This is a genomic window from Shinella sp. HY16, assembly GCF_028534175.1.
Lineage (GTDB): Bacteria > Pseudomonadota > Alphaproteobacteria > Rhizobiales > Rhizobiaceae > Shinella.
On the sequence record NZ_JAHYXL010000001.1, the window covers coordinates 1,980,778 to 1,993,595 of the forward strand.

12 protein-coding genes are annotated in these 12,818 nt (G+C 66.3%); 3 read left to right on the forward strand and 9 right to left on the reverse strand.

Features of this window, described 5'->3' with window-relative positions; translation table 11 throughout:
• Nucleotides 1-35 precede the first annotated feature (35 nt).
• The 3 genes from K0P03_RS10025 to K0P03_RS10035 all read right to left on the reverse strand — a co-directional run bounded on the left by K0P03_RS10025 (nucleotide 36) and on the right by K0P03_RS10035 (nucleotide 4,632).
• Entirely contained in the window at nucleotides 36-857 is an 822-nt protein-coding gene (locus tag K0P03_RS10025) for a sulfite exporter TauE/SafE family protein (protein ID WP_023513213.1), read from the reverse strand.
• 367 nt (nucleotides 858-1,224) lie between these two features.
• Nucleotides 1,225-2,379 (reverse strand): extensin-like domain-containing protein, encoded by a 1,155-nt coding sequence (locus tag K0P03_RS10030; protein ID WP_443020576.1) that lies wholly within the window; start codon nucleotides 2,377-2,379, stop codon nucleotides 1,225-1,227.
• A gap of 432 nt (nucleotides 2,380-2,811) precedes the next feature.
• Nucleotides 2,812-4,632, reverse strand: coding sequence for a methyl-accepting chemotaxis protein (locus K0P03_RS10035; RefSeq protein ID WP_272789490.1), 1,821 nt, complete (start codon nucleotides 4,630-4,632; stop codon nucleotides 2,812-2,814).
• Between the two features lie 209 nt (nucleotides 4,633-4,841).
• Between K0P03_RS10035 and K0P03_RS10040 the strand changes: the two genes are divergently transcribed.
• Complete coding sequence (locus K0P03_RS10040) at nucleotides 4,842-5,228, forward strand: acyl-CoA thioesterase (protein WP_023513210.1); 387 nt, start codon at nucleotides 4,842-4,844, stop codon at nucleotides 5,226-5,228.
• Nucleotides 5,229-5,289: 61 nt separating this feature from the next.
• On the opposite strand, the gene K0P03_RS10045 is transcribed toward K0P03_RS10040, so the two are convergent.
• The 4 genes from K0P03_RS10045 to K0P03_RS10060 all read right to left on the reverse strand — a co-directional run bounded on the left by K0P03_RS10045 (nucleotide 5,290) and on the right by K0P03_RS10060 (nucleotide 9,075).
• On the reverse strand, nucleotides 5,290-6,462 hold the full coding sequence (locus tag K0P03_RS10045) for a DUF1501 domain-containing protein (RefSeq protein WP_272789491.1): 1,173 nt from the start codon (nucleotides 6,460-6,462) through the stop codon (nucleotides 5,290-5,292).
• 8 nt (nucleotides 6,463-6,470) lie between these two features.
• Complete coding sequence (locus K0P03_RS10050) at nucleotides 6,471-7,943, reverse strand: DUF1800 domain-containing protein (protein WP_272789492.1); 1,473 nt, start codon at nucleotides 7,941-7,943, stop codon at nucleotides 6,471-6,473.
• Between the two features lie 61 nt (nucleotides 7,944-8,004).
• The gene (locus tag K0P03_RS10055; protein ID WP_272789493.1) at nucleotides 8,005-8,358 is read right to left on the reverse strand and encodes a DMT family protein; all 354 of its coding nucleotides are present in this window, start codon (nucleotides 8,356-8,358) and stop codon (nucleotides 8,005-8,007) included.
• Between the two features lie 129 nt (nucleotides 8,359-8,487).
• Nucleotides 8,488-9,075: an NAD(P)H-dependent oxidoreductase gene (locus K0P03_RS10060; protein ID WP_130520710.1), complete on the reverse strand. Its 588-nt coding sequence runs from the start codon at nucleotides 9,073-9,075 to the stop codon at nucleotides 8,488-8,490.
• 88 nt (nucleotides 9,076-9,163) lie between these two features.
• Between K0P03_RS10060 and K0P03_RS10065 the strand changes: the two genes are divergently transcribed.
• Entirely contained in the window at nucleotides 9,164-10,090 is a 927-nt protein-coding gene (locus K0P03_RS10065) for a LysR family transcriptional regulator (RefSeq protein WP_272789494.1), read from the forward strand.
• Here K0P03_RS10065 and K0P03_RS10070 read toward each other — a convergent pair.
• Together K0P03_RS10070 and K0P03_RS10075 are read right to left on the reverse strand one after the other, a co-directional pair.
• Nucleotides 10,077-10,853, reverse strand: coding sequence for a LytR/AlgR family response regulator transcription factor (locus K0P03_RS10070; RefSeq protein ID WP_023513407.1), 777 nt, complete (start codon nucleotides 10,851-10,853; stop codon nucleotides 10,077-10,079). The two genes, K0P03_RS10065 and K0P03_RS10070, sit on opposite strands and share 14 nt — an antisense overlap.
• 4 nt (nucleotides 10,854-10,857) lie before the next feature.
• Nucleotides 10,858-11,949: a sensor histidine kinase gene (locus tag K0P03_RS10075; protein WP_023513406.1), complete on the reverse strand. Its 1,092-nt coding sequence runs from the start codon at nucleotides 11,947-11,949 to the stop codon at nucleotides 10,858-10,860.
• Between the two features lie 204 nt (nucleotides 11,950-12,153).
• Between K0P03_RS10075 and K0P03_RS10080 the strand changes: the two genes are divergently transcribed.
• Nucleotides 12,154-12,786 carry a M10 family metallopeptidase C-terminal domain-containing protein gene (locus tag K0P03_RS10080; RefSeq protein ID WP_023513405.1) on the forward strand — a complete coding sequence of 211 codons (633 nt, stop codon included), beginning with the start codon at nucleotides 12,154-12,156 and terminating at the stop codon, nucleotides 12,784-12,786.
• Nucleotides 12,787-12,818 lie beyond the last annotated feature (32 nt).

Below are 12,818 nucleotides of genomic sequence, written 5' to 3' on the forward strand. Positions count from 1 at the left end.
CGTCGATTTTCACCCTGAGGGCGCAAAAAAGTCGCTCAGCCGTAGATGCTCGCGAGGAAGCGCAGCGAAACGAGGATGAGGAAGATGCCGAAGCCGACCTCGAGCTGCCGCTTGCTCATCGAATGCGCCAGCCGGACACCCCAGGGCGTGACGACGAGGGCGATCGGCACGATGAGCGCGACGGCCACCCAGTTGATGAAACCGGTGGAGAACGGCGGCAGGCCCGGCTCGCCCCAGCCGGCCCAGATGTAGCCGACGATGCCGGGAATGGAGATCAGCACGCCGACGCCGGAGGACGTCGCCACCGCCTGGTGGATCGGCCGGCCGAAGGAGGTCATGTAGGTGTTGTTCAGCACGCCGCCGCCGATCCCCATCAGGCCAGAAAGCGTGCCGATGACGACGCCTGCCACCTGGTTGGCGATGCCCGTCGGCAAATCGTTGCCGACGCGCCATGTATCGCGGTTGAACAGCATGCGCAGCGCCACCAGCAGCGCGATGCCGACAAAGATGAGGCGAAGGCCGACGCTGGAGATCAGCGCAGCGATGACCGAAGCGAGGATCGCGCCGAAGGGCAGCGCGACGATCCAGCTCTTCAGAAGGTCCACATCCACCGCGCCACGCAGCCGGTGCGAGGTGAAGGAGCGGATCGAGGTCGGCACGATGATGGCGATGGAGGTGCCGATGGACAGGTGCATGCGCACCGCCTCGGGCACGTCGAGATAGCCGAACACCTGGTAGAAGACCGGCACGAGGATCGCCCCGCCGCCAATGCCGAAAATGCCGGCAAGCAGGCCGGACACGACGCCCGCCGCGACGAGCGCGAGCGCGAAGAGAACAAGATCGGCGACGGGGGGCATGGCAGGCTCCTGGGGATCCGCCAGGACGGCGGCGACTCGCGGGAATTTCGCATTTGCGAAGTGCGCACTGTCATCAAACCGTGACCCATTTCAACCATTGTCTGACGCGAGGCCGGCAGGAACGACACGCACCCCGCTCACCAGGCGTTCCCCTGCCCTCGCGCAGCGGCCTTGCTCCCGGACCCTGAGGGAGTTTTCGGCGGCCCCATCCGCCCGCTTCCCCCGCGGAAGCACGCCTGACATCCTCGCCGGTCCGCGCCGGCGACGGTGATGGAATGTGACGTTCCAGGCGGCCCCACCCTACGGGTTGCCACCCCTTCTTTCGACCGGCGCCCCGCCGGTCTTTTTTTGCCCTCAGATCAGGCCGTTACAGGCTGCAATGCCGGTAGCCGGATTTGCGCGCCCTGAGATCGAAATGGAAGTGGTCCTTGTGGAAGCGGTCGCTGCCCGGCCCGAGCACGGTGGAAAAATACTTGCAGCTGTCCCCGCGCACCGATTTCAGGAGGCCCTTTTCGCGGAAGGCGAAGAAACCCTTCTTCTCGATGGCGATCGCCTTGCCGTTCTTCAGCACGATCTTGCCGACATCGATGGCGTTGCCCTTGGCGTGTTCCGACATGGAAGCACCGCGCTGCGAGTTCATGGTGCGGCAGGAATAGGAGGACATCTGGTGGATGGCCGAAACGCCCGAGAGATAGCGGGTGCGGCTGGACGGAACGAGCTCGTTCCTCACCCAGCGCGCGAAGGCCTCGGTGATCTGGCAGTTGACCTGGGCCGCCGGCTTGATCTGGATGCCGCCGGAAAGGCCCGACAGCTCGATCGGCCAGGCGATGCCGCAGGAGCGCCCGCGGGAAATGCGCGGCACGTCGCGGAACTTGACGCCGAGCTTCTGCAGCCGCTGGCGGCAGGCCTTTTCCGAAGCCGGCATGCCGCCCATGGTTTCCGGCATCTGCATCGGATTGTTGAGGCGCGGCAGGAAGGCGACCTGTTCGCCCTCATTCGTCTGCCGGCGGCGGGTCGTCGCCTTGTCCGGCACCTGGAGGTAATCGCCGCCGTCAGGCACTTCGCCGAGCTCGACGCCTGCCTCCGACATCGGGATCGTCGCCGGTTGGCCGATCTGCTGCGGCGTGTCCGAGCCGATTCCATCGACGACGACCTGGGTGGCGTTGCCTTCCGCGATCTCGTTCGCCTGCGCCTCCGCCAGCCCCTCGACACGCGCGACGCCGAGCCCCTCGTCCATGTTGACGCCGCCTTCCGGCACCGTCAGCACGCCGGAGGAGGCCTGGACGGGCTGGGTGATGCCCATCGCCTCGTCGCTGTCGATCATCGGCAGGCGCTTCTTCTCCGCAAGCGGCGTGACCATCGCCGTATCGGCCGCGGTCGTCGTCTCGACCGGATAGTCGGTGAGATCGCCGCCCGTGTCGCCGATATCGGCGGCAGGGCGCTGCGAGACTTCCTCCGAGGGTCGGATGGCGCCGACGATGTCGTCGGGCGGGGTCATGCCCCCGGAACAGGCGGCAAGCATCGCCGGGATCAGGAACAGCCCGAGCGGCCGGCGCAGACGAGAAACAAACGCTATACCCATTGTCACTTCCGCCAGCCCTGCCCCGCGCCCTGCGGGTCCCGGTTGCGCACATTGTTGTCCGGTCATGGTGCAGGTCGCTTTTGTCCGCATTCGGACGGGAAAAGCCCGAAACCGGACGCGAAAGCGATCGTCCTGCATTTCCAGAGGATTTTCGCGCAACAGGGTAAAGGAACCGTTTTCAGACACCCCGCGAGATTAGTGGGGGGAGCCAGCCGCACAGAACAACGCTGCTCTTGTCGGGAGACACACGCAGGCCGGTCTTCATGGCCGATCTCCCCCTCTGCATTGCAGACACCTTGCCGAACCGACCCCAACGAAAAACCCCGGCGCCTGGGGCGCCGGGGCAAGTTCGTCCGGAGATCGTCTTTTGCGTTATGCCGCGCGGCGCCGGTTGTCCGCCGCTCCGGCTGCGTTCAGCCGGAAATTGCCGAGCAGGGTCTTCAGCTGCTCGCTTTCCTGGGTCAGCGTCTGGCCGGCCGCATTGGTTTCCTCCACCATGGCGGCGTTCTGCTGGGTCATCTGGTCCATCTGGTTGACCGCGGTGTTCACCTCGGCAAGGCCGGTCGCCTGCTCGCGTGCCGCGGTGGCGATGGAGGTCACCTGGTCGTTCACCTTGTTGACCAGCGCCTCGATCTCGTTCAGCGCATCGCCCGTCGAGCGCACCAGCGCCACGCCGGTGCCGACCTCCGTCGCCGAATTGCTGATCAGTCCCTTGATCTCCTTGGCCGCATTGGCCGAACGCTGGGCAAGCTCGCGCACCTCCTGCGCCACGACGGCAAAGCCGCGGCCGGCCTCCCCTGCCCGCGCCGCCTCGACACCGGCATTGAGGGCAAGAAGGTTGGTCTGGAAGGCGATCTCGTCGATGACGCCGATGATCTGGCTGATGCGACTGGAGGCGTCCTCAATGCGGCTCATCGCGGCGACCGCATCGCGCACGATCGTGCCGGAGCGGCCGGTCGACTGCCTGGTCTCGGCCACCATGCGGCTCGCCTCGGCGGCGCGGTCGGAGGCGTTGCGCACCGTCGCGGTGATCTCGTCGAGCGCGGCGGCGGTTTCCTCGAGCGAGGCTGCCTGCTGTTCCGTGCGGTGCGACAGGTTGTTGGCCGCTTCCGCGATGCCGCCGGCACTGCCGTGCACGATATCGGTGGAGCGGGCGATGGCGTTGATGACGCTGGACAACGCATCGACGGCGCGGTTGAAGTCGTCGCGCAACTTGGCGTATTCCGGCGCGATCGCCTGGATCGAGACCGTCAGGTCGCCGTTGGCAAGACGCTCCAGCGCCTGGCCGACGGTGTTCATGGCATCCATCTGCCCCTGGCTGACCGCCCGCTGGCGGCGCTCGCCCTCGCTGCGCTCCTCGTCAAGGCGACCCTGCTGCTCGCCCTCGCGAAGACGAAGCTGCGCACGCTCGGCGACCGACTGGCGCAGGATGGAAACGACCTTGGCCATCTCACCGATCTCGTCCTTGCGGTCGGTTTCCGGCACGTCGCTGGACACATCCTCGTCGGCAATCGCCTGCATCGAAGTCTTCAGACGTAAGACCGGGCCGGTCACGCTCTTCACGATGCCGTAGGCGGCAAGGATGATGGCAAGCCCCCCGACGGCGAGGATGATCGCCGTTTCGACGGCGTTGCGGCGGAACATGGCGGCAAGGTCGTCCGCATAGACGCCTGTGCCGACGATCCAGCCCCAGGGCGCAAAGCCGGCGACGTGCGAATATTTCAGCACCGGCTCCTCGAAGCCGGGCTTCGGCCACAGATAGTCGACAAAATCCTGACCGGTCGGGCTTGCCTTCACCGCCTTCACGAATTCGACGAAGATCTTCTTGCCGGTCGGGTCGGCCATGCCGGACTGATCGGTGCCATCGAGCGCCGGCTTGATCGGATGCATGACGATCACGGCGTTCATGTCGTTGATCCAGAAGTAGCCGCTGTCCTCGTAGCGCAGCGCCCGCACCGCGTCCTTCGCCCGTGTCTGCGCCTCTTCGCGCGTCAGCGTGCCGGCGGTTTCAAGTGCATGATAATACTCAAAGAGCGTCAGCATGCTCTGATCCATCGCCGCCAGCTTCGACTTGCGCTCGGCAACCATCGCGTCCTGAGAATGGTAGAGACTGTAGACAAGTGCTGCGGCGATGATGGTCAGGGCCAGACCGACGAGCAATGACAGGCGTGTGGATATTCTGAAATTCTTCATCGGGTCTCCTCAACACGAACGAACGCGGTACTCCAACCTTTCCGAAGGTCCGGGAAACCCTTTAAAATCGCCTAAAATTGCAATCATCAATTTTTAGAGTTTGAAAATACTCGGAAATACCAAAAACCGGTTCGGCGCGCCGCAGACAAGCCCTCTTCCGCCGCTGCACGCATTCCGCTAGACCGGTATCAGCCAAGGAGAGGATGCGCATGACCAGCAACAGCACGCCGAACGGACAACTCACCCTTCGCACGCTCGCCATGCCGGGCGACGCCAATGCCGCGGGCGATATTTTCGGCGGCTGGGTCATGGCGCAGATGGACCTTGCCTCCGGCATCCGCGCCGCCGAGCGCGCGCGCGGCCGCGTCGTCACCGCCGCCGTCAAGGAGATGGCATTCGACCTGCCGGTGAAGATCGGCGACACGCTCAGCATCTATACGGACATCGTCCGCGTCGGCCGCACCTCGATCACGCTCTCCGTCGAGGCCTGGGCACAGCGCTACCTCACCACCACGCTGGAAAAGGTCACGGGCGCCACCTTCGTCATGGTCGCGCTCGACAAGGACGGCCACCCGACCCCCGTTCCGGTCGAGTAGCCGCCGGGAAGCCGTCCGCGATGCAACAGCCAGCCACCGCCTCGACCTGCCGGGCCAAAGGTCAGCCGCGCAGATAGGCCGCCCGGCTGTCGAAACTCAATCCCGGAAACACCGCGGTCTCGAGGTCGCGCGCCGAAATGCCGAACTGCTGGCGCAGCATGGCGGCTGCCAGCTGGCGCAGGTCCGTGGTGGGTCTGAGGTCGCGCCCGTCGAGCAGGTCGCCTTCGGAAAGCGAAGGCCAGTCGCGATAAACCTTGCCGCCCGCCACTACGCCGCCCGACAGGATCGCAAGACCGCCCGTGCCGTGGTCGGTGCCGTCAGAACCGTTCTCCCGCGCCGTCCGCCCGAATTCGGTGATGGCGAGAATCGCCGTCTTGCGCCAGACATCCGCCGGAAGGCTCGCCTTCAGGGTGGTGATCGCCGTCGCGAGGTCCTTGACCGGCCTCCGGAAGCTGCGCGCCTGGTTGAGATGGGTGTCCCAGCCGTTAATGGAGAAACTGGCGATCCGGTGGTCGGCTGCCAGCATGCCCGCCGTCAGCTTCGCGACCGAAGCAATACCGGCCGCGCGCTTGCCTTCCGTGCCATGGATCGTGTCCGAGAGCATGTCGGTCGCCGTCGCCTCGCGCAGCGCGGCGGCAAAGAGCGGATCGTTGCGGTAGAGCCGGACAAAGAAGGCCTGCTCGTCCTCGGCAAGCGCGAGATCGGCCCGCGTCGACCAGACATCGACCGGATTGCCGCCCGTAAGGATCAGCTCGGCCGTGGTGGTGACATCGATCGCCCGGCGATCTGCCGGGCGCGGAATGCTGGCGATCGCCCGGTTGAGCCAGCCGGTGCGCTCGCCGCGCACCGCCGCACCGCCGCTTTCCAGCATGTCCTGCCCGTCGAAATGGCTGCGGCCGTCGCGATAAGGCGTGGAGATGGCGTGTACGAAACCCAGTTCGCCCGCCTTCCAAAGCGGCATCAGGTCCGCCGCCGCGGGATGCAGGCCGAAGAAGCCGTCGAGATCGAGGAGCCCCTTGTCGGCACCAAGCGCCAGCTTCGGCCGCAGCACCTTCAGCGCCGGGTCGCCGTAGGGCTGCACCAGCGCAAGCCCGTCCATCGCCCCGCGCAGCACGATCGTCACCAGCCGGTTGTCGCCGGGCATGGCCGCAAAGCTGACGGGCGTGACGAGCGGCGCGGCTGCCAGGCAGCAGGCCCCGGACAGGAAGGCTCGACGGTTGAAGTCGCTGGCCATGCCTTCTCCTAACGCCGGTTGAATTCGGGGGATGCCAGCACCATTGCCAGCCCCACCGCACGGCTCGGCGCGCGCGCCACGGTCTCGATCGTGTCCGCCCGCGCCGCATCCGCCATCGTCGCCTCCAGGAAGGCGCGCGGATCGGCCTTGTCGCCGAAACGCGCCACCAGGCGCCGCGCCCAGGCGATGCGCTCGGTAAGCTGGCTGGCGGTGATCCAGGCCGAAAGCCCCTCTTCCCAGCCCGCCGGGCTCGGCGCCGACCAGATCGGCTGGCCGAGCCGGTCGATGATGCCGACGGAGAGCGGATTGGCCGTCAGCGCCGGCTTGCCCTCGGCGGTCATCATCATCACGTCCGCAAGCGCCGCGACATCGGCCGCCGGACGGCCGCCGCCCTTCTTCGCCCCGTCGCCCGGCGCAAGCGCTTCGGCCGGCACGTCCAGCGCACGCAGCGCGGCAACGACGAAATCGAACGGCTGGCGCGCCTTGCGGCCGCCGTCCTCCCAGCTTCGAGGATGGTCGAGCATCGCCCGGTAGACCGCAGGCAGCGCACCACCGCTGCGCTTCCACGCCGTCACCATGGCGTCCACCACCGGCTGCGGCGGGTCGTCGGCGATGAAATGCACGACGAGCTTGCGACAGATGTGGCGACGGGTCTCCTTGCGCGCGGCAAGGTCGTCGAGCAGCGCATGGATATGCGTCATGTCCCGCCGCTTGCCGCCATACTCCCGCCCGAGAACCCGGTAGGTGCCGGGCTCGGCCGAGCGCGGGCGAAAGGCGGTCTCGTAGACCGGTGCGCGATACCAAAGCCCGGTCAGCACATAGGCCGCCGAACGCACGTCCTTCTGGCTGTAGCCGCTGCCGGCCCCCATCGTGTGCAGCTCGATGAGCTCGCGCGCGAGGTTCTCGTTGAGCCCCCGGCCGGACTTCAGCCCCACCGGCGAGTTCGGCCCGACGGAGCGGGTCTGGTCGAGATAGGCGAGCATGGCGGGATGCAGGGCCGCCGCCTTCAGGAGATCGGCAAAGGAGCCGGCAAGATGCGGGCGGATAGCCTCCGCCTCGTGCAGCGGCGCCAGAAGCCGCATCGCACCGCCCTTGCGCGCGTCGATGGCGAAATGATCGCACCAGAAGGCGACCAGCCGCTCGTAGAAGCCGTTCGGCGAAAGGACCGCCTGCCGCACCTTCAGGTGCCGGTCGCGCTGCAAGGTGTTGGCAAGCGCTATGGCATAGGGGTTGATGGTGCGCGTGCCGACGGTCATCAGCGTCTTCTTGTCGCGCGCCGCCTTGTAGGCCGCGTCGAGGTCGCGATAGGCGGCAAACCGCGCCCGGCGGCCGGCAATGCCCTCCGCCGGAAAAAGACAGGGGTCCCGGCCGCCGCGCTCCACCTGGCGCAGCAGCGCCGCGACGCTGTCAGGCGCAGCCTCCCCCGGCCTCCGGCCATAGCCGAAGCGCAGGGACGCCATGGTAGCGAAGCTTGTCGTCACGCGAACCTCATCCATCGCCCGAAGGCTTACCCCCGATTGCGACTATTTTACGGGAAAAGGCCTATCCCTTGAAGACGAAGGCCGCACCGGCGGCGATCAGCATGAAGCCGATGGCATGGTTCCAGGTAAGGCTCTCCTTGAGCCAGAAAACCGAAAAACCGGCGAAGACGAGCAGGGTGATCACCTCCTGGATCGTCTTCAGCTGGGCCGCCGAGTAAACCTCGTGACCGATGCGGTTGGCCGGCACCGCCAGGCAATATTCGAATAAGGCGATGCCCCAGCTGGCAAGAATCGCGATGAAGAGCGGCGCCGACTTGAACTTGAGGTGCCCGTACCAGGCGAAGGTCATGAAGACGTTGGAGAGGCAGAGCAGCACGATCGGCCAGACGGCCGCGGGAGAGAGGCTGAAGGGCATCACGAATCCTGATTCCTGAGGAGCTGCGACAAGGGAATAGCCCACTTGCCTGCTCCGTCAAGACCGCTCCCTGAAATCGCGACCCTCGCCGCCGCGGACCGCCGGCCGATCGCGGGACACGCCTCCGCCTCAACCCCAGGCCTCGACGAGATAGCGGCGCGGGTCTTCCTCCGCCTCGCCTGCCCTGCCCCAGGCGTCGAGCCTCGCCGCATAGTCCCGGCCCGCTGAAAACAGCGAGAGCTCGTCGCGCTTGTCCGCCCGGTAGACGAGAAAGGGCGGCTGCCAGGACAGGCCGCAGCGATGGGCGCTCGCCTCCAGCGGGCGCAGCAGTTCCGCCATGGTGAACCGGTTGGCACCGCCGGGCGCATAGGCCTCCGGCACATTGCCCGCCGTCGCCGCAACGAGCAGCGGTTTGCCCGCCAGCAGACGGCCCTCCGTCTCGTAGTGGACATAGACCATGCGGGTGAACACGGCGTCCTGCCAGGCCTTGAGAAGCGGCGGCGTGGAATACCACTGGATCGGGAATTGCAGCACGATGCGGTCGGCCGAAAGCAGCCGGGCCGCCTCCGCGCCGGCATCGACCCCGCCGTCCGGATAGAGCGAATGCACATCGATGAGCTCGACCGCCGGCAGCCGCAGGGCAGCGGCAGCAAGCACGGCATTGGCGCGCGAGCGGGCGAGATCGGGGTGAAAGAGAAGGATCAGTGTCTTGCTCATGGCGTCGTCTCCTGTGTTGACGCCATCAGGATGCCGCGAACAGCAAAATCACTCCAATGGATGATTTGTATATGCTATTATCGGCTTCATGAATTTGCGCTCGGTCGACCTCAACCTGCTCGTCGTGCTCGACGCCCTGCTCGACGAGGCGCATGTCTCGCGCGCCGCCGTCAAGCTGAACCTGTCCCAGCCGGCGACGTCGAGCGCGCTCGACCGCTGCCGCCACCTCTTCGGCGATCCGCTTCTGGAGCGCGGCAAGGGCGGCTTGCGCCTGACGCCGCGGGCGGAGGCGCTGCGCGACCCGCTGAAGACCCTTCTCGCCGGCATCGCCGCCGTCGTCGATGCGCCGGAGGAACCGCTGGCAGACATCCGCCAGACGGTGCGCATCGTCACGGCAGACCATCCGGGCATCCTGATCGCCGGTCCGCTGCACCAGGCGCTCGCCGGCCCCGCCCCCGGCATCGACATCGTCATCCAGCCCTGGCACGGCGCGCCGGCGGCGCTCGAATCCCTGGCGCGCGGGGCGAGCGACATCGCGGTCTCGGTCTTCCCGAGCGTCGATGCGGCCGCCTTCCATTGCGAGACGGTGCTGGAGGAACATTATGTCGTGGCGATGCGCCGGGACCATCCCGCCGCGGCCGGCTTTTCGCTCGACCGCTGGCTCGCCTATCCGCACATCCTGGTGTCCGGTCGCGGCGACACGCGCAGCGGTTTCGATGACCAGCTGTCCGCCCTCGGCCGGAGCCGGCGCGTCGGCATCGTCGTGCCGAGTTTCCTGATGGTGCCGCCGCTGCTGGAGGAAGGCGATCTCATCGCCATGATGCCGAGCCACTGCCTGCCGGCGGACGCGGCGGCGCGCTTCCACATCGCCCGGCCGCCGATCCCCGTTCCCGGCTTTCCGCTGCACATCGCCTGGCATCGCCGCCGCGACAAGGATCGCGCCGTCCGGCATGTCGCGGGCGTGCTGCGCGCGCTGCTGGCCAGCGCCGAAGCGCCCGCCTTCACCCCTGCATGAGCCCGTCCCGCACCGCCCGCAGATAGGTCCGGCCGACCTTGATCTCGGTCTCGTCGCGCAGCACGACGTGCAGCACGTTCAGCGGCCCGCGCTTCACCCGCGCCACCTGGTCGCGCCGCACGATCGCGCTGCGGCTGATGCGCAGGAAATCCTCCGTCGGCAAGCGCCGCTCCAGCGCCGAAAGGCTCTCGTTGTAGAGGAAACTGCCCTGGTCGGCGTGCAGCTGCACATAGTCGCCGTCCGCCTGGAAACGCGTCACCCTTTCGGCCGGAATGCGGATCGTCTCCCGGCGCGATTTCACCCAGAACTGCGTCGGCCGCGTCGCCTGATCGCGCAGCGCCTTGCGCAAAGCCGCGACAGTCTCGCGCAGCTCCACCACCGTGTCCCGGTTCTCGCGGGCAAGGATCATCTCGCGCGCCCGGTCGAGCGCCTGCCGCAGCCGCTCCGGCGTCACCGGTTTCGTCAGATAGTCCACCGCGTTGCATTCGAAGGCACGGATGGCGTGGTGGTCGAATGCGGTGACGAAGATCGGCAGAGGGGCATGCGTACCGGCCTGTTCGAGCACATCGAACCCGCTGCCGCCAGGCATCTGGATATCGAGCAGCAACACGGAGGGCGTCAGGGCGGCGATCTGTTCAAGCGCCTGCGGCACGTCGCCGGCCTCGCCGGCAACGCTCACCCCCTCGATGGTGGCGAGCATGCGAACCATGCGACGCCGGGCGATCGGTTCGTCATCGATGATAAGGACGGAAATTTCGGTCATGCGTTCATGCGGTCCTGATAGGCATGGTCAGGGTCACCCGGAATCGGCCATCGCTGGTCCGGCCGTAGTGAAACCCACTTGCGTCGGGAAAGCGCCGTGACAGGCGCTCGCCGACATTTCTGAGGCCGATACCGAAACTCGCCCCGCCGGGCTGCTGGTCGGCAAGCGCCATGTCGTTCTCGACGAAGAGCCACAGGCGGCCCGCCTCCTGCCTGGCACGGATGGCAATGGTCACACCCCCCGTCTTGCGGCAGGCGCCGTGCTTGACGGCATTTTCCACGAGCGGCTGGAGGATAAGGCTCGGCACCGGAACCTTTCGCAGCTCCTCCGGCAGGTCGATCTCCACCGCCATACGGTCGGAAAAGCGGCGCTGCTCGATGGTGAGGTAACCGGCTTGCAAGGCGACCTCCTCCTCCAGCAACAGGTCCTGCAGCGGATCGAGCGCCAGCGTCGTGCGCAGATAGGCCGAGAGGGAGAAGACCATGTCGCGTGCGTCGTCGCGCTCGCCTTCCTCGATCAGCCCGGCCATGGAATTGAGCGTGTTGAACAGGAAATGCGGGTTGAGCTGGTAGCGCAGCGCCCGCATCTGCGCCGCCATGGCCTCCTCGCGCATCTGCGCCAGCCGCCGCTCGCGGTCGCGCAGGTCGAAGCTGTAGGACAGGGCGAGGAACAGGCAGCTCCAGCCGAAATAGAGCGACGTCCCGTAGATCACGTTGTAGGCGATGCTCGTCATGTCCCACACCGGCGCCTCGGGATAGACGCAGATCGTGTAGATCGCATAGTCGATGCCGCAATAGAGCACACCGCCGACGAGCGACAGCACGAAGCACAGCACGGCCTTGACCGGCAGCGCCAGCGCCTTCAGCCGGATCAGCACCATCGTCAGGACCACAGCCAGCAGAGCGGCGCCCGACAGGAGGAAGAGCTTGCCGATCGCCGATTCGATCGGGTCCGTGCCCGCCAGCCCCCACAACAGGCTGGAGCTCAGAAAAACGGCAACGAGATACAGCCCGCCGAAGCGCAACGTTGCCCGTTGCAGCTGCGATTCGCTCTGGTCGGCGTGAAAAACAAATGGCAGACTCGATACCGTGCTCATTTCGCGAATAATCGTTTTTTCCCGGAAAACTGTCGAGTGCCGTTCACCGACGAAAATCAACCGTTCGTCGAAAGTGCGACCGTTCGGCTGTCGCTTTGCGCCCCTTCGCCGCCCCCGCGCTTCACAAGCCGGCCCGCTCCCGACCATTCATGCGCACCGGTTGGCTGAAAGGCCGCCGATGTTTCATGATTCCGGAGATATTCTATGGCTACCCTCAAAGGTGACAACAAGAACAACTTCCTGATGGCGGACCCGATGAACGGTGATTCCGTCTACAAGATCTATGGCTACGGCGGCAACGACCGGATTTTTGGCCATTCCAGTGCCCACAACAAGATCTACGGCGGTGATGGCAACGACATCATCTACGGCGGCGACTACAAGAACACGATCGAGGGCGGCAAGGGCAACGACCAGATCCATGGCGGCGACGGCCGCGACGTCATCATCGGCGGCGCCGGTGTCGACAAGCTGTGGGGCGGCGACGGCGGGGACCGCTTCGTCTTCAAGAGCATCTCGGAGATCGGCAAGGCCGAAGGCCGCCGCGACGTGATCGAGCAGTTCAAGTCCAACACCTTCGACGGCCGCGACAAGATCGACCTGTCCGCCATCGACGCCATCGCCGGCACCAAGAAGAACGACGCCTTCACCTGGGTCGCCAAGGAAGGCGCTGCCTTCAGCGGCAAGAAGGGCGAACTGACCTGGACCGAGACCCAGCTCAACAACGGCCACTACACCAAGCTCGTCCTCGGCGACGTCAACGGCGACAAGAAGGCCGACTTCATCCTGGAAGTCGATTCCTTCAGCGACCTTTACAAGGGTGACTTCATCCTCTGATCGCTCCTCCCAAGCGGCGCGAAACGCCGGCT

Bases quoted from the DNA above. Each gene is read 5' to 3' on its own strand.
- K0P03_RS10025 (WP_023513213.1), bottom strand. From the start codon at position 857: ATGCCCCCCGTCGCCGATCTTGTTCTCTTCGCGCTCGCGCTCGTCGCG.
- K0P03_RS10030 (WP_443020576.1), bottom strand. From the start codon at position 2,379: ATGCTTGCCGCCTGTTCCGGGGGCATGACCCCGCCCGACGACATCGTC.
- K0P03_RS10035 (WP_272789490.1), bottom strand. From the start codon at position 4,632: ATGAAGAATTTCAGAATATCCACACGCCTGTCATTGCTCGTCGGTCTG.
- K0P03_RS10040 (WP_023513210.1), top strand. From the start codon at position 4,842: ATGACCAGCAACAGCACGCCGAACGGACAACTCACCCTTCGCACGCTC.
- K0P03_RS10045 (WP_272789491.1), bottom strand. From the start codon at position 6,462: ATGGCCAGCGACTTCAACCGTCGAGCCTTCCTGTCCGGGGCCTGCTGC.
- K0P03_RS10055 (WP_272789493.1), bottom strand. From the start codon at position 8,358: ATGCCCTTCAGCCTCTCTCCCGCGGCCGTCTGGCCGATCGTGCTGCTC.
- K0P03_RS10060 (WP_130520710.1), bottom strand. From the start codon at position 9,075: ATGAGCAAGACACTGATCCTTCTCTTTCACCCCGATCTCGCCCGCTCG.
- K0P03_RS10065 (WP_272789494.1), top strand. From the start codon at position 9,164: ATGAATTTGCGCTCGGTCGACCTCAACCTGCTCGTCGTGCTCGACGCC.
- K0P03_RS10070 (WP_023513407.1), bottom strand. From the start codon at position 10,853: ATGACCGAAATTTCCGTCCTTATCATCGATGACGAACCGATCGCCCGG.
- K0P03_RS10075 (WP_023513406.1), bottom strand. From the start codon at position 11,949: ATGAGCACGGTATCGAGTCTGCCATTTGTTTTTCACGCCGACCAGAGC.
- K0P03_RS10080 (WP_023513405.1), top strand. From the start codon at position 12,154: ATGGCTACCCTCAAAGGTGACAACAAGAACAACTTCCTGATGGCGGAC.